The sequence below is a fragment of the Furfurilactobacillus sp. W61-4 genome (genome assembly GCF_057545565.1).
Window position 1 is genome coordinate 134,946 of the sequence record NZ_BAAJNZ010000005.1, and the last position, 16,374, is coordinate 151,319.

Here is a 16,374-nt window from a genome sequence, read left to right on the forward strand (position 1 = left end):
CTAGTGATCGCCATCACCCGGCTTGTTTCGCTCTGAGCCTTTTTTAGTTGCGTAAATTTTTGATTGGTTGAGTCGTCACCACTCAAAAGTCGTAGAATGAGTCATGTAAGCGAATACAAAAGGTCAAATAAGGAGGCCGCAGATGTTTTTATATGACGTAACGCGCAATGGTCAACCAGTCTATGACCCCATCGTCAACCAATCCTTAGATAACTATCTGGTCAATGATTTACACTTACCTGGTCACGGTCTAATGGTTTATGTTAATCAACCAGCCGCCATTATTGGCGTTCATCAAAATGCTTATAATGAAGTCAACCTGCCTTACTTAAAAGATCACGACATCAAACTCGTGCGGCGGACTTCTGGTGGCGGTGCCGTCTACCACGACTTCGGTAATCTGATTTTTGAAAACATCGTTATCGGAGACACTAGCGATTTCGGTCACTTCAATGTTTTCGCAGATCCAATTTTAAAGGCCTTACAAGATATGGGCGCCACCCAAGCACAACTGCGTGGTCGAAATGATATGGTGCTTGGCAACCAAAAATTTTCGGGAATGACGATGTTCAAAGTCGGCGATGCTTTCGCTGCTGGCGGCACCTTAATGTACAACCTAAATCTTGATGCTGCTGCCACCGTTTTAACACCTGATGCAGAAAAGTTGGCTTCAAAAGGCGTTAAATCAGTGAATAGTCGCGTCACTAACATCATGTCTTATTTGCGACCGGAATTTCAAAATCTGTCCATTGAACAATTTAGGACCGAATTATTGAAACGGATTTTTAACGTTAATGACTTAGCAAAAGTCGAGACTTATCACCTCAATGATCATGATTGGTCGATCATTGATCAACGGCTCGCTGGTAAATACGACACTGATGCCTGGAATTACGGCAAGAACCCTGGCTATGATCAGTACCGCAGTCATCACTTTGATATCGGGACGGTTGCCTTCAACTTTAGCGTGAATGATCAACGAATTTCCGCCTTTAAAACGTACGGTGATTTTATCAATGGTGGTGATCCGGCGATCGTTGATGCAGTCATGCTTGGCGTGCCATTCACTCAGCAAGGCCTCACAGCTGCTCTGACAGCTGGTGACTATCAAAATAATATCGGCAATGTGCCGGTTGAAGCTCTCGTGGCGCTGATTTTAGCCCATTAAATTGTCGAGTAAAAAATGAACGAGGGCTCACTTAGTCAGTAGCAAAAAAAGCGGTTCGATTTTCCTGAAATTATCGGGAATCGAACCGCTTTTTGCTTCAGATTAGCATTGCTTGGTTCCAAATAAGAAATGATGCCAAAGTTCGTCGTCTGTATTGAACGTTTCCGGTAAAACCATTAAAAACTCGACCATTAGGTTGTCGATCATCACTGTCCGTTCGAAGTCCAACCTCTTATGCAGTAATCGCTGACTCAATCATTTTAATTGCACTTAGTAAATTTTCTGACTGTTTCTTTCCTAGCGTTTTAGACAATTTTTGAAACCGATCTTGGTGAGCCTGTTCTAGCTTTTCAACGATCGCTTCGCCTGTATCCGTTAAGTATAAGAATTTCTTACGTCGATCAGTCGGATCCTCCTGTTGACGAATATATCCAAACTTAATCAGACCACTAATTTTAGCCGAGACGGCCGGACGAGAAACTCTTAGCATCTTTGCCAAATCCGCTAACAACCACTGTTCGTGTGTCTTGATAGCTTTCATGATAAGCCATTGTTCATGCGAAATCCCTGCCGCTTTGTCCGGCGCCCCAACAAAATCATTAATAAACTGTCCAACAAAAAAATATTCTTGTTCAAAAGCTGAAAATAATTCATTGTCTGTCATAAAGAACTCCCCTAATCAATCATTTTTAACCTCATTTAAATGAGGATACAACCATTAAGACTAACGAAATAAAGACTTCGCGTTTATACGAGGTATATTGGCGAAAATAACTAATAAAGACATTTTTCATTACCGATAAATTACTCTAAGTATATTATATCCATAATGATCAATTAAATATTACACCATTATCTTTATAAATGGTATCTTTATCACAATGTTTTTTCTATTCTGCAACATCGCCCTTGGTATGCCGTATCACTTGGTTCACGTGCAACAAAAAAGCAGCGTCCGGTTAATTCCAAACTCCGCTTCTATGTGGGTCTCTATTCGTTGCTGCTAACTATTTATTCATGGTCACGCAAATGTTGCGTATTTGTCCAAGGATCATTAGGTACTAATTCTTTTTCAATTTTCTGTACAATAAGCAATGCTCGTTGCGCTTCTTCCCGTCCCAGTACCGCTAACCATTCTTGAAAACGTTGGGCATGAATATCTCGGAGCTTTTTTAAGATTTTTCTCCCTTTGTCGGTGAGCTTCAAAAATTTCTTACGTCGGTCTTCAGGATCCTCTTGCTGTTCAATCAGGCTCATTCGTACCAACACACTTATTTTCGAAGAAACCGCCGGACGAGTCACATGCAACATGTCAGCTAAATCTGCAAGTAACCAGCGATCATGCTCTTCAATTGCTTCTAAAATTAACCACTGTTCGTGAGACAAATCGTATTCACGATCTGGAGCGGAAATAAACTCACTCAAAAAGCGACCAACAAAAAGATATTCCTCATCAAACGCACGCATCAGTTCTAAATCTGTCATTTGTTACTCCCCCAAACATTTCACTTAACTAAAACCGGTTTTAAAAATCGTAAGGCAATTTCACTGTTTAAAAAATATTAAGCCGGTATATCAATAAATCGATAGCCATACTATACCACTTTGCTGTATATACAACTGACCGAATAAATTCTTTTTGGAAATTCTTCATCTTTTTCGCGCTTAAAAATATCCAGTGATAACTAGTTCCACAGTATATGCTGAAACGGGTGAACTATATTCCTTTGATAGCGTCATTGGTATAAACCGCTCTATACCAGTCTTAATCATCTGTACAAAAATTTATTTTGTACAACTTAAATGATGTACAAGGTTTACTAAAAGTATTATACTCAGGTTAATCAAATATGAGGGGGCCATTATTATGATTGACTTATACACTATTACTTCAAACTTACCTTCTAGACGGGCAGTAAATTTTCTTAATGAACACGGGATTGAATTTCGAGAACATCCAATCAGCCGTACCGGTACCAAAATTGACCTAAATGATTTAAAGCAAATGTTGGCCGCTTCTGAAAATGGCGTTGACGGTCTTTTATCCCATCAATCTTCTTCATACTTAGCTTTAACGCAACACCATAATCTTGACGAAATGCCGCTCCATGAGCTTTTATCTTTTATTCATGATGATGCTACATTATTGCATTTTCCGATTATATTCGATTACCAACACCATCTTCTTCAAACTGGCTTTTCAATCAATGAGGTTCGGACCTTCATTCCTCGCCAGACACGCGAAGCTGAATTCTCAAAGTTATTGAAAGCGCTTAACGCTACGGATGCGAGTTGATTAACTATCGCAATAAGTTAACGTGGTTCAATTAACCGTTTTTAACAATAAACAGGCTATCTAATTAAAAAATAGCCCCGCCTGTCACAGATTATGTCACTTGCTGGTCTATTTATATAATAGTTGTGCGAATAAAAAACAGAAAGCTGAACGTTGCCGAGGGGGCAATGATCAGCTTTCTGTTTTTTATAGATTCTTTTATAAGCTTACCCATCGACGAGCTAAAGGGCGTGTCAAATACTATAATTGCCTGAACCATGTCGCCCCCGCCAGCATTAAAAAGAACATCGTATCGAAAGTATAATGCATTGCAAATGAAGTCCAAATGCTTTTTGAATATAAATAGGCTCCTGTCAAAAAAAGACGAGTAACGCCAATTAAAACCAACATCTGAATTAAATTCCACTGATAGGCAGCAAAGTGAACCATGCCAAAAACAATAATTGAAACTGCCAAGGAACCCCAAATTGCAACATTACGTCTAAAATGAAATTGCTCCATTAAAGCGGCCGCAAAAGCCAAGAAAATAAAAATCCCTAAAAACTCTTCATTCATCAGTTCAAATAAATCATTAAACGCCTGTTGGAGAAAGGCCGACCAACGATGTTCGCCATTCAGTCCGATCCCCGCTGGGTTTTTAGCAGTCGTCACATTAAGTGCTCTAAAGACAGACTGCATGACGACGGCATAAGCAACCTACAAAACAAACCTCATCAGTGTGTGCCGCCATTCCTTACCAGTCACACGTCCGAACAACGCCCATGGTCTTTGTCCACTAATTAGCTGATATGAGCTCAATAAAACAATTGTCGGTACTAACGCCAGCACAACGAATTGAAGCCATGCGCTATTCATCGGATAATACTTTGAAACTAATACAACACAGATAAAAACGCCAATCGGAAAAATAAACAGCCCCCAAAGTCGGCCAATCGAAACATTATCGTCGATGATTGGCATTGGTCATCGATCATCCTTCCGCTCAAAAAAAATTCTTTTCCACTATGTTTTGTCCTCCATTTTAATTTAACAATAATCTTATCTATTACATATAGCGATATGTCAAAACAAACAGATGACAAGTGGATTCAATTAGTCCCACATTTTCTCAATTCGCTTTCAAAAGAAGCGACCGAACGCGCCGATTTTTTTCAAGGATTCAGACACTTCTCATTCAAATTGTGGTAAATTTAATCGTAGACATTTTAGTTGTAAGCAACTAAACCGGAGGCATCAAAATGAAACAATGGATTATTAATGTAAACGATGACGATGCTCAACTAATTAACTGGCTATATACATTACAAGCCAGTGATCAGAGCCAAGCACTCATCTATGACGATTTGACAGACTATTCAAAAGAACTCATGGCTCTTTTAGAAGCTGCTCGAGAGAACAACCGAATGAGTCTGCAGTGATGCTTAGCCTTCACCCATGAAGAGTTAGCTCAGACAAACTAACAAGAAACGCGTTGAAACCAGCTCACTCGAGAGTTAGTTTCAACGCGTTTTTGATTTAACTTACGCTTAACCATCTGTACATAACCGATCACTAACAGCTGTCAAGGTCTACCCAAAATAGCCAATGTTATGCTTGACGTTAATTGATCAACATGTGATAAGATACTGCTGAATAGTTAACAGCTGTAGACAAATGCATAAGTAATCAAACAGCACGCTAATGAACATGCCGCTTGAACCTTTGAGGTGTCTGATGACCAAGGATTTTATGTTCCTATCTAATCGTGAATTAAAGACACAACAGCTCTTTTTAACATTGGTTGATTTATTGGCTGATCATCCATTGGCATCAATCAAGGTAACTGTTTTATGTCGGCAAGCTGGCATTTCACGAACTTTTTTCTACCGCCATTTTAAATCACCTGAAGACATCATTGCTAGCGAATTCAGCCGCCGTCGAGATCAATATTTGCATACTCTCGTTCGCGAACAGATCCACGACCCTTTTTCTCAAACTGTTCGCTTCTTTGAACTCTTTAATAGTTTTCGCGAACCTGCTAAACAACTCATTGATGCCAATCTACGCTACATTTTATATTTTCATTTCCGTGACTGGCTCAAGAACCTTGTAGAAGCTCAGTTATTGCAAACCACGCTCCAGGATCCCCAATATTGGACTGTTTATCTGGCTGGCGGGTTAAGCGAAATGATTCTGCTTTGGTTACAAAATGAGCCTCCCCAATCTCCTGAACAAATGGCGCAGATGGTATTTAACTTCATCAACATTCCAGACCAACCCAACTGACAATTAAATTTAAAGCGAAAAAGTGTGGTATATAAGTCAGTCATTCGGCTTATATGTCACACTTTTTTGGCTTAGCATTTTATTTTTTAGCTCGAGATACTTTAAGATGCAGCTAGAACTGCCCGCGCCTTTTTGATCGTCTGAATGAATTGCTTAGCTTCCTCATAGCCGACTTGTTCCACCATGTGATCGAATAATTGGGCATGTTCGGCCTGCAATTCTGCCAACACAGTCACACCTTCATCAGTCAGTTGAAGAAATTTCTGTCGCCGATCATCTAAATTTTCCACTTGACGGACTAATCCTAATTTTAGCAATCGCTTCAATTCGCTGACCACCGTGGACTGCGAAGTCTCCAGTCGTGTTGCCAAATTGGTCATTAAGCAATTTTCATCTGCTGCAATCCCTTTTAAGACAAGAAAATGTCCGTAAGATAAGCCATGGGGCCGGTCCGGTTGCGAAATATATTGACTCAAAAATTGGCCAACGTAGAAATACACATCTTCATAGTCACTGATTAAATCATCATTTTCCATGACTAGCTTCCTTCACATTCTTATTGTGGTTGATTACTTTCTAATCTAAATTTACAGACTATTATTTTATGCTAATACCCCTTGATTGTCAGCAACACCGGAACATTTTCGATAAAAATGTTTCACTTTTAGAACGCGCCAACCTACTGGTCTAGTCCTTGCAATTCATCAATCAATGACGCCAGGTGTGTGGTTAGGACGATTCTCCCCACAAGAACTCAACGATTAGCCGATCTACTCGCGGATTTTGATGTAACAAATAATGAATGACAGACACACCACCATTTAATGTAACGCTTCGATATGTTTTAACCCGGTCCTGCAATAGTCGACCTAATTGTTGATCCCCATGCACTGAAACGCCTAAATCACCGCCAGTATTCGCAAAGTTACCGGCGATATTTAAAACTCGCGTCGCTTTAGGGAATCGATTAGCTGCTTCCTGTTCACGTTTACTAAATGTTGTTGCGATATTAATGAATTTGTTTGTCTGTGGATATTGTTGACGATGAATGGCTGCCGGACCAGTTAAGTATTGATAAATAATATTACAGCCTGATGAATGGCCCACGAAATTAACCGAGTCGATGTGCTCTTGCTGCCTTAATAGGTACATAACACCGGTTAATTGGTGAGCTTCTCGCTTGGCATTGTGATTATCAGCAAAGAGTACCAAAATCAGCGGGTTCCGATGGCCCAGTGGTCGATGCTTATCAATAGTCGCATGACCGTTCTTAGCGACGTGAACCGTCCATACTGCTTGAGCTAATCCATAACGTTGTAAACGTTGGTTCATCGGGCCAAACGTCAGCCAGTTACTGTAGTCCCCCGAAACAAAGACGGTCGGCCGATCACTATAGTTCACTTGAACATGCTCTAATTCTTTTTGCTCGCTTGCTTCCCAGCCCACTACCACACCAGCTAGAATTAGAATGGCACATAAACAGATGATCAGCCACCGCACGAAACGATTCTGGCGTCGAGTCGACGACTTTGCAACTTTCTGACGTTTACTCACAGTGACATCTCCTTTTACGATGAACTACATTATACCGCAACCAATCAATCGAGTGACGGAACCGTAAAAAAACGCCTCCTACGAGGAAGAGGCGCTGACTAAACTCAATTTTTAATTAAAGTTCCATCAATTTAGCGTCCAGATAACGCCGTAACTTGCCTTCTGGATAGTAACCAGCAACTTTTTCCGCGGCTTTTCCTTGTTTAAAGATCACCAGACTAGGCACACTCATTACCTTATATTGTTCAGCTAATGCTTGATGATCATCCACATTCAATTTCAAAAAGTGAATTTGATCGCTATAGCTATGCTCTAACTGTGCAAGTACCGGTTCCATCATTTTACAAGGGGCACACCAAGGAGCCCAAACATCCAGAACTGCTAAACCACTAGCTGTTGCTGCGTCAATTTGTGCTTGTGAAGAGACTGTTTGCGCCATCCATGTTCCCCTCCGTTTCTTTCATTTTGAATGAAGTTAGTATACGTTAACCTCAGAAGAAGAACAAGACTGGGTGCGCCCAAGTGTTTTTGGATACCCACAGTATGCTCACCGCCATAGCAACTCTGTTTGTTTAACAGCTTCAATAGTCTTTGTACCTGCTAATTGCATGGTAATCGTCAATTCTTGATTGAAGTGTTGAATAACTGAACGCACGCCATCAATGCCGCCAAGGTTTAGGCCGTAGAAAAGTGGTCGGGCAAAGGCGACAACATCAGCGCCGCTAGCCAATGCTTTAAAGGCATGCTCGCCGCGCCGAATTCCTGAGTCAAAAATAATCGGCACTTGATGATTGACTGCGCTGGCAATGTCTGGCAGCACGTCAAACGAAGCTGGGCCACCATCAAGTTGCCGCCCACCATGATTTGAAACCCAAATACCACTGGCACCGGCACCAATAGCGGCCATGGCATCTGCTGGTGACTGGACCCCTTTGACAATCACAGGTAGATGAGTGTAGCTGGCAATTGCATCAATATCCGCTAAACTTAATTTACGTTTGGCCTTAGCATAGATCTGCATGATGTTTAAGCCTTCTCCGCTACCATCACTAGCTGAATAATCGGCTAAATTGATCATCGGTAGTGGGAACTGAAAGCCGGTTTTGACGTCAGCTTCGCGATACCCGCCTAATGAGGCATCCGCTGTTAAAATGATCGCTCGGTAACCACTGGCAACCGCTTGATCTAAAATCCAGTGATTAAAACCATCATCATTACTCATATAGAGTTGGAAAAATTGGGGGCCACCATGGCCAGCCTTCGCAATGTCGCCCACTCGTTCATTTGAATAGGTTGAGGCAGACATAATCGTGCCTTCTGCGGCAACTGCGCTAGCCGTTTCTAATTCACCATGTTCGTGTGCTAGCCCATGAGCTGCAGCAGGCGCATCAATCAACGGCGTTTGTAACGGGATCCCGAATAATGATGTTTTCAAATCTGGATTCTCTAAATCCTGTAACACGCGGGGCACAATTTGAGCATGATCAAAAGCTCGCGTATTTTCGGCCATGGTCCACTCTGTCTCGGCACCACCTTGAATGTAGCCAAAGGCCCCTGGCTCCATGTTCGCCTTTACCAAGGGTTCCAAAGCCGCCAAGTCATCGATTTTCAGGGTTTGTTCTGCCGTACTTGCTTGATATTCAGCCATGATCCTGTCCTCTCTTTCAAAAAACGCATGATTTTCGGTTTAACATGATTACTTTCTTCTCATAACGTCATCATAAAACAAAAGTCGACCAACACCTTGGCCGACTACTTGTGAAATGTTTATCATTATTTTTTCGCTGAGCGATGCCGAAGTTGTACTCGCCACCAATGGATCAATAACGTGACTAAAACAGCCGTTAGAATGACCAAGCCAAACGCACGTGACGAAATCTCAACGTCAATCTGCGGGACAGACAGGCTTAATTTGACGGCGATCAACGCAATCAAAACGTACGCCATCGTCTCGAGTTCGGGAATCTTACGCATCAAATTCATGATCACTTCTGCAATTCCACGCATACATAAGATCCCAATTAGCCCACCAATCAACACAATTACCGCATTATCTGAAATTGCCAGAGACGCTAACACTGAATCGATCGAGAACACGATGTCCATCAGTTCAATTTGAACAACCACTGTCCAAAACGTTGTTAGTCCAAACCACCGCTGCTTTTTAGGTGCCGTCGTTTGCCCGACTGGATGGCGTTTTTGTTGCGTAATTAAATGATGAAAATAGCGATAAACTAAATAGGCTAAATAACCAGCCCCAAATACTTTAATCCACCAGAAGCGAATTAAATAGGTGCCGATACCGATGATGAGAAATCGAAACACGTAGGCGCCCCACAGACCGTAGAATAATGACTTTTCGCGATCTTGCAAATTACCGAGACTGGTCGTCTGTGCCGCCAACACGACAGCATTGTCCACTGACAAGAGACATTCAATCAGAACTAGTGAACCAATGATGAGCCAATCACTACGGCTGGTTAGAATAGTGGCCCAATTCTGCCCGTCAAAAAACGGACCGTACAATTGTTTAATCACGTCCAGCACTCAGTTATGCCTCTTTTCCTTAGATGCCAAAATATCTTGCCGATTCAAATTGGTCCATCATACCGCAACTTGACGACTTCGCCATCCCTTAAATCGATCCTAAATCTAAGCAGGATCAAATTAACAACGAGAAATCACTGGGTACCGGAGCTGTGATCACCACATCGGTTTCATCTAGTGGCAACAGTAAGTGTAGCTGATACGCATGTAACATCAAGCGCGGTGCGGCTAAAAGAGCCTTTGCTGGCGCGTACAACGGATCACCTAAAATTGCATGTCCGTGAGCAGCTAAGTGAACCCGCAATTGATGTGTTCGTCCTGTCCCTAAAGTTAATTCTACAAGGCTAGCAGTGGCGGTGGTCTTCAAAACGTGATAATCGGTTTGGGCCGTTTGCGCGTGATCACCGTTAACCCGACGTTTGCGCCGATCATCTGGATCACGACCGATCAAATCATTAAATTGACCCGCACTTTGTTCAAAATGACCCGCCACCCATGCTTGGTAAGTCCGAGTGATCCATTTATCAGCAATTAATCGATCTAAAATAGGCACCACCAGTGGCGTCTTCGCAACGATCATTGCCCCACTAGTGGCCATGTCTAAGCGATGGACCATGGCTGGGGTTTGGTTGGTGTTAGCCAGCTGAGCCGTCAAAAAATTCATAACGGTGCCCAACTCATCCGGGCGATTCGGGTGGCTTTTGATGCCACTGGGTTTATTAACCACTAATACATCATTATTTTCATATAATATTGGCAGACAATCATGGTCATCTGGCAAATAACTTTGCGCGGGGGTCCCCAAATTTTCTGCTCGCACGGTCAAAGTCACCTGATCACCAGTGTGCACCAACATGCTATAGGGCCGGTACTGCCCGTTGACAACGACATCGTGGTTCACGCGTAAGTCATGCTGCATCCGCTTAGGAATCATCCAAGCACTCAATAACTGACGCACAGTCACGCCAGATAGTGCTGCTGGGACAGAATATTGGCTGGTCCATTTAGTCATCATCAAGGCTCCTTTCACCGAATTTACGACCACCGGCAACATCAAGTGCAAATAGTCGCACTTTCATTCTATCCGAATTATCATAGACATTGTAGTTAGTCATGACGTTTATCATTCTATCGATTATTTTAACGAAGTGGAGATGCATCAAATGGCAAAAATGATTGCAGGACAAGCATTAGTTAAGGTTTTGGAAGACTGGGATGTGGATCACATTTATGGGATCCCAGGTGGGTCCATTAACCACACGGTTGAAGGCCTGTACCTTGAAAAAGATAAAATTCAATACATTCAAGTTCGTCATGAGGAAGTTGGTGCCATGGCTGCCGCTGCGGATGCCAAGTTCACTGGCAAGATTGGGGTCGCCTTTGGTTCCGCAGGCCCTGGTGCAACGCATCTATTCAATGGTTTATACGATGCAAAAATGGACCACGTCCCTGTACTGGCCCTCGTCGGCCAAGTTGGTCAACCCGTCATGAACACGAATTACTTCCAGGAGATGGATGAAGATCCGATGTTTGCTGACGTATCCGTCTATAATCGCACTGTGACAACCGCTGAACAACTGCCTTACGTTGTCAATCAGGCCATTCGCGAGGCTTACCGACAAAAGGGCGTTGCGGTCGTCGTCATCCCTGAAGACCTAGCTGCCAAAGAAATCGATTATGAAACGACCAAGACGCCAACCGTCGTCTCCAACAACTTTACGCAAGTGGTTGATCCAAAAGCCGTGAGCGACACGTTGGCAATGATCAAGGCCGCCAAACATCCGTTGATGTACATTGGGACTGGGTTAAAAGGAGCCCGCGAACAGGTCGATGGCGTGTCTGAGCAGTTCAACATTCCCGTTATCTCCACGGTGCCCGGTACTGGCATCATGGAAAATGACCACCGTAACTATTTAGGGACTAACGGTCGTTTGGGTACGAAGCCAGGGTTTGAAGCCATGCAACATGCCGACTTAGTGCTTTTCATTGGCTCTGAGTATCCCTTTGCACGTTTCTGGCCAACCGACGTTAAAATTATTCAAGTCAACGACAATTCCTTTGATATTGGGAAAGTTGTGCCGATTGACTATGCAGTGATTTCAGACGGTAAGACGTATCTACAAGCGCTCCTCGATAGCGGTGAATCAATGCCTGAGACCGACTGGATTCGGGCTAACCGGACAAACCGTCAAAACTGGCTTACTTGGCTCGATCAACTGGCCAGTGACGACAGTAAAGGACTTGAACCAGAAGCGGTTATGAAAAAGACTCGTGAACTGGCTGGTCCTAATGACACGTATGGTGTTGATACTGGAAATGTATCTGAATTTGCCGTTCGTGGCGTTAAAATGACAGAAAACCAGCGTTTCGCTATCTCAGGACTATTTGCCACGATGGGCTACGGGATTCCTGCTGGGATGGCCGGTGCACTGAGTGTTCCAGATGGACAGGCATGGAGCTTCTCTGGTGACGGTGGTTTCTCGATGGTCGTTCAAGACCTAATCACTGAAACACGTTATCAATTACCTGTCATCAACATCGTCTTCTCCAATGAACGTTACGGCTTCATTTGGTACGAACAACAAGAAACCAAGCAACACTTCTACGGGGTTGATTTAACGGGTGCTGATTGGGCAAAGGTTGCTGAAGGTCTTGGCGCAGTCGGTCTCACGGCAACCAACCTTAAAGAATTAGATGCAGCTTTTGATCAAATCAAATCCCTACAGGCTAGTGGCAACAAAAAGCCGATTGTCTTAAACGCTGTGATCGATCCAGAAGATCCAGTGGCAACCGCCTTCATGCCGCTTGATCCACAACAGTTCGGTGAAGATACTGTCAAGGCTTATGCTGAGCATTACGGCATTGACACGAAACAGCAACCTTCATTGGGTGAAATTTTGCGAGGTTAAAACCAATAAATTGTACAGATATAGGTCGATGACAAACGATTACGGTTTGTTCATCGACCTGTTTTTTTGCGAACTGCGCCGACATCTTGTGCCTAGTTGGTCAAAATCACGCGACTTGTTTCGCTCTGATTTCTCTGTCGAGCTACACAAGCCTGATGTCTGTGCCTAGCCCAGCCTGCCGAATTGGCAAAGAGCGCCAACCAGTCAGCCTCAGCTAGTGCTCGACATCACCCGACTTGTTTCGCTCTGATTTCTCTACCTTTAGCCAAGGCAAGTTATCACCGGGATGTATGCTAAAATTAACCAGATATAAGGGAGGGCAATTGAGTGACTACACTGCAAACCATTACACCGCAAAATTACAATGAAGTTAACCAGTTAATTAAAGCCGCCTTTGCCAATGCACCACATTCAGATGGAAATGAAGCTGAGTTGACGATGGCGCTACGCCATGACAAAAATTATTCACCTACCTTGGAAATTGTGGCTAAACATCTAACGGGCACGCTTGTTGGGCATGCTGCCCTTTCCGTGGCGGCCGTTCAAGAACAACCTTCAACTAAAATTGGCGTGCTAGCCCCACTGTCGGTGTTACCGGACTTTCAAGGGCAGGGCATCGGCAGTAACCTGATTTCAGAACTAGAACTGCGCGCACAGCAACATGGCTTTACCGTAATCAGTCTCGTTGGTGATCCTAATTACTATGAACGCTTTGGTTATCGACCAGCGAGCAATTATGGTCTCGCGGCTCCGTTTGAAATTCCAGACGAAAATTTTATGCTTCACGTTATTAATTCACACGGACCTCATTTCTTAACCGGTCAATTAATTTATGCGTCAGCTTTCCACCTCAACTAAGCGACTAACCACGCTCGATAGGAGAGACAACAATGGCTAAAATTTCGACCAAAGCGCTAGCCACACAGATCAGTGACCTCATCAATACGCTGCAACATCTACCACAAAACAGTCAATCAACGCCATTAGCGCAAAAAGATGCTGATTCGCTGAGTAGAACCCAACGCCATTTACTGAATTTAGTCGAGCAATTGGAACCACCGGTCACCAACCTTGATCGAGCAACAGCAATTGGATCAGTTAGAATCATTAGCTAATCATTTTGACAAAAGCCTCAAGGTGAAACAAGCCGGGTGGTGTCGAGCACTAGCTGAGACTTAACGGTTGGCGGTCTGGGCCAATTGGTAAGTCTGGGCTAGGTACAGACAACAGGCTTGTGTAACTAGAAAAAGAACGTAAACTGATCGCCGCTTACTTAGCAGCCTTAAATCAATTAATGCAAGGATAGCTGAATGCTTACTGCTTGCTGGAATGACAACTAGTACCGCCAATATTATGCTAAAATGAGCGGTAAACTCATCTAGGGAGGCGACTAATAAATGGGCCAATATTTGGAACCAATTCATGTCGCTATCATTGTCTTTCCGCTATTGGCAATCGGCATGGCATTTCCCCTATTGGTGTATCATTATGCCAGGTATGGGGCGATTTCTGCATGGCAAGTATTCGTCAATTACAGCTTCTATTTCTATTTATTATGCGCTTATTTTCTGATTATTTTGCCGTTACCAACGCGCGCCGCGGACGCTGCGCTGACGACCCCGACGATTAATCTTCATCCACTATTGGTTTATTATAATTTTCGCGCGACGGGGTTCAGCCTACATCAACCCGGCACTTGGTTAGCAACACTTCACGCGCCTGGGTTTCAACAACCTTTCTTCAATATTGTTCTAACGATCCCCTTTGGTTTTTACCTGCACTACTATTTCAAACGTGGTGCGCTGACCAGTGTCATGCTGTCCTTTGGCCTAAGTCTCTTCTTTGAATTAACCCAGCTGTCTGGTTTATACGGCTTTTACGTGCGCCCCTATCGCTTGTTTGATGTGGATGACTTGTTATTAAATACGACCGGCGGCCTGTTGGGGTGGCTATTAGCCCCCTTATTTACTTGGTTGTTACCAACTCAAGCTCAAATTTCGGCCGCTAATCGGCGCCATGCCGTGCAAGTGGGCCTGATGCGTCGTCTCACCGCCTTTGTTTTCGATTGGTTATTGATCGGCATTGGCATTGTGATCGTGACATTAGTGATGCGTGTCTTTAATGATGGCCTGCCTGGATGGTTATTGAGTACCGTTGGCGTGCTGGGGTTGATATGGTTACCAGAGCAACTTTTCCACGGTCAAACGATTGGGTTACGCGCTGTCCACCTACAAATTCGCTCACTAAAATGGCAAACACCGCAACCGTGGCAAATTGCGGTTCGTAATCTCGTTTGTTACATACCGCTTATCGGACTGATCGGACTGATCGCACTGGCGCAACCATGGTTCAGTCGATCGGCACATCCCATCGAATTATTTCTCGCCGGCGTCATCATCCTGGCGCTGATGTTCGATGGTCTGTTAGCCGTCCTTCTGCCTCGTTATCCCTTGCTTTTTGAACGATTAAGCCAAACGACGACGGTTTCATCTTATCGACCAGCAGCCAATCAGTTACATCAAACCAGAATTGAGCGTCACTAATTCATCTAATCAGATTCAACTATTCAGTTAAGGAGCCTTCATGTTTTCATTAGATCAAGTCACTGCGTTTTTAATCTATTTTCCCGGTGTTGTCTTTATCCTTGCCATCACCTTAGCCATCATCGGTTATCGTCGCGAACCCCGGCGCTTGCTAAATTCGTGGTTTATTGTGACCGGTGCCACTATTTTACTAGGTTTACCAATCATTTTGCTCACATCATTAGTTGACACCCATCAGCTTGGTTGGCGGTTGCTAGGCCTGCTGGGGTATGGCGCACTAACACTAGGTTTATTTGATTGGCTAATGCTCTTATCCTGGCATGTTTCAAGTTGGCGACATCATTTACGCTTGATCGGTTGTTTGTCGATCATTATCGCACTACTTTTAGCGGCGATTCCCTTTATTCCTGGCAGTGTCTGGCCGCATGCGTGGCTAACGCCGCTAAGATACATGAACACCGGCCTCACTTTACTTGGTGGCTATATGGTGATCACCATTGCCGATTTTTTAGTCGCCACTTGGACTTATCCACGTCGCCAACATTTGCAAGGTGCTGATTATGTGATCGTCTTAGGTAGTGGCTTGCAACATGGCGATCAACTCTCAAAATTATTGCAATCTCGTATCGACGTCGCCATTCAGACCGCGACTACGCAGCATCAGCGCACCCACCAGTGGCCGGTGCTCATCATGTCAGGCGGTCAAGGTCCTGACGAAACTGTCAGTGAAGCCAGTGCCATGGCCGCTTATGCGCTTGGGCAGGGTTACCCGCAAACAGCGATTCGTCGGGAAGAAAAATCAACGAGTACCTTTGAAAACTTCCAATACGCCCTAGATGAAATTCATGAAGGTAAACCGGTGATTGATTTTGTCACGAATAACTTTCACGTCTTTCGCGCCGCGATCATTGCGGCTAGCCTTAAGTTGCCTAGCTTGGGAATTGGTGCACCTACCGGCTCCAACTATTACGTGCGCGGGTTAATTCGCGAATATGCCGCGCTAACCTGGCTTCACAAACGCCGCCATGAAATTGCCTTGTTACTCATTCTTATCTTGACCATCGCAATTCCGTGGTTCTACGGTTAAGTCAC

General features: G+C 43.9%; 18 protein-coding genes. 9 read left to right on the forward strand and 9 right to left on the reverse strand.

Annotated elements, in window-relative coordinates; all coding sequences use genetic code 11:
- The first annotated feature begins 142 nt into the window (after window positions 1-142).
- Window positions 143-1,168 carry a lipoate--protein ligase gene (gene lplA / locus AC27FN_RS07695; protein ID WP_487167421.1) on the forward strand — a complete coding sequence of 342 codons (1,026 nt, stop codon included), beginning with the start codon at window positions 143-145 and terminating at the stop codon, window positions 1,166-1,168.
- A gap of 232 nt (window positions 1,169-1,400) precedes the next feature.
- Here lplA and AC27FN_RS07700 read toward each other — a convergent pair whose 3' ends face one another.
- Together AC27FN_RS07700 and AC27FN_RS07705 are read right to left on the reverse strand one after the other, a co-directional pair.
- The gene (locus AC27FN_RS07700; protein ID WP_487167422.1) at window positions 1,401-1,832 is read right to left on the reverse strand and encodes a MarR family winged helix-turn-helix transcriptional regulator; all 432 of its coding nucleotides are present in this window, start codon (window positions 1,830-1,832) and stop codon (window positions 1,401-1,403) included.
- A 347-nt stretch (window positions 1,833-2,179) separates the two neighbouring features.
- Window positions 2,180-2,653: a MarR family winged helix-turn-helix transcriptional regulator gene (locus AC27FN_RS07705; protein ID WP_487167423.1), complete on the reverse strand. Its 474-nt coding sequence runs from the start codon at window positions 2,651-2,653 to the stop codon at window positions 2,180-2,182.
- 382 nt (window positions 2,654-3,035) lie between these two features.
- Here AC27FN_RS07705 and AC27FN_RS07710 point away from each other — a divergent pair, with 382 nt between their 5' ends.
- Window positions 3,036-3,464: an ArsC/Spx/MgsR family protein gene (locus tag AC27FN_RS07710; RefSeq protein WP_487167424.1), complete on the forward strand. Its 429-nt coding sequence runs from the start codon at window positions 3,036-3,038 to the stop codon at window positions 3,462-3,464.
- A gap of 240 nt (window positions 3,465-3,704) precedes the next feature.
- Here the strand turns inward: AC27FN_RS07710 and AC27FN_RS07715 are convergent, their stop codons facing one another.
- A complete protein-coding gene (locus tag AC27FN_RS07715) occupies window positions 3,705-4,115 on the reverse strand; it encodes a CPBP family glutamic-type intramembrane protease (protein ID WP_487167425.1) in 411 nt (136 codons plus the stop codon).
- A 587-nt stretch (window positions 4,116-4,702) separates the two neighbouring features.
- On the opposite strand from AC27FN_RS07715, the gene AC27FN_RS07720 reads away from it, so the two are divergent.
- Both AC27FN_RS07720 and AC27FN_RS07725 read left to right on the forward strand, forming a co-directional pair.
- Window positions 4,703-4,882 carry a hypothetical protein gene (locus AC27FN_RS07720; protein ID WP_407884873.1) on the forward strand — a complete coding sequence of 60 codons (180 nt, stop codon included), beginning with the start codon at window positions 4,703-4,705 and terminating at the stop codon, window positions 4,880-4,882.
- Window positions 4,883-5,177: 295 nt separating this feature from the next.
- Complete coding sequence (locus AC27FN_RS07725) at window positions 5,178-5,729, forward strand: TetR/AcrR family transcriptional regulator (RefSeq protein WP_487167426.1); 552 nt, start codon at window positions 5,178-5,180, stop codon at window positions 5,727-5,729.
- Window positions 5,730-5,830: 101 nt separating this feature from the next.
- Here AC27FN_RS07725 and AC27FN_RS07730 read toward each other — a convergent pair whose 3' ends face one another.
- From AC27FN_RS07730 to AC27FN_RS07755, 6 genes are all read right to left on the reverse strand, one after another.
- Entirely contained in the window at window positions 5,831-6,265 is a 435-nt protein-coding gene (locus tag AC27FN_RS07730; protein WP_487167427.1) for a MarR family winged helix-turn-helix transcriptional regulator, read from the reverse strand.
- Window positions 6,266-6,458: 193 nt separating this feature from the next.
- Entirely contained in the window at window positions 6,459-7,283 is an 825-nt protein-coding gene (locus tag AC27FN_RS07735; protein WP_487167428.1) for an alpha/beta hydrolase, read from the reverse strand.
- Between the two features lie 115 nt (window positions 7,284-7,398).
- Window positions 7,399-7,722 (reverse strand): thioredoxin, encoded by a 324-nt coding sequence (trxA, locus tag AC27FN_RS07740; protein ID WP_487167429.1) that lies wholly within the window; start codon window positions 7,720-7,722, stop codon window positions 7,399-7,401.
- Window positions 7,723-7,830: 108 nt separating this feature from the next.
- Window positions 7,831-8,931, reverse strand: a complete 1,101-nt coding sequence (locus AC27FN_RS07745) for a lactate oxidase (RefSeq protein WP_487167430.1) — start codon at window positions 8,929-8,931, stop codon at window positions 7,831-7,833.
- 125 nt (window positions 8,932-9,056) lie between these two features.
- Window positions 9,057-9,830: a TerC family protein gene (locus AC27FN_RS07750; RefSeq protein ID WP_487167431.1), complete on the reverse strand. Its 774-nt coding sequence runs from the start codon at window positions 9,828-9,830 to the stop codon at window positions 9,057-9,059.
- 115 nt (window positions 9,831-9,945) lie between these two features.
- Window positions 9,946-10,845: an RluA family pseudouridine synthase gene (locus AC27FN_RS07755; protein ID WP_487167432.1), complete on the reverse strand. Its 900-nt coding sequence runs from the start codon at window positions 10,843-10,845 to the stop codon at window positions 9,946-9,948.
- A gap of 148 nt (window positions 10,846-10,993) precedes the next feature.
- Here AC27FN_RS07755 and spxB point away from each other — a divergent pair, with 148 nt between their 5' ends.
- From spxB to AC27FN_RS07780, 5 genes are all read left to right on the forward strand, one after another.
- Window positions 10,994-12,739, forward strand: coding sequence for a pyruvate oxidase (gene spxB / locus AC27FN_RS07760; protein ID WP_487167433.1), 1,746 nt, complete (start codon window positions 10,994-10,996; stop codon window positions 12,737-12,739).
- A gap of 327 nt (window positions 12,740-13,066) precedes the next feature.
- A complete protein-coding gene (locus tag AC27FN_RS07765) occupies window positions 13,067-13,597 on the forward strand; it encodes a GNAT family N-acetyltransferase (protein WP_487167434.1) in 531 nt (176 codons plus the stop codon).
- 32 nt (window positions 13,598-13,629) lie between these two features.
- Window positions 13,630-13,854, forward strand: a complete 225-nt coding sequence (locus AC27FN_RS07770; RefSeq protein ID WP_487167435.1) for a hypothetical protein — start codon at window positions 13,630-13,632, stop codon at window positions 13,852-13,854.
- 282 nt (window positions 13,855-14,136) lie between these two features.
- Window positions 14,137-15,282, forward strand: coding sequence for a VanZ family protein (locus AC27FN_RS07775; RefSeq protein WP_487167436.1), 1,146 nt, complete (start codon window positions 14,137-14,139; stop codon window positions 15,280-15,282).
- A 40-nt stretch (window positions 15,283-15,322) separates the two neighbouring features.
- Window positions 15,323-16,369, forward strand: a complete 1,047-nt coding sequence (locus AC27FN_RS07780) for a YdcF family protein (RefSeq protein ID WP_487167437.1) — start codon at window positions 15,323-15,325, stop codon at window positions 16,367-16,369.
- Window positions 16,370-16,374: the final 5 nt, after the last annotated feature.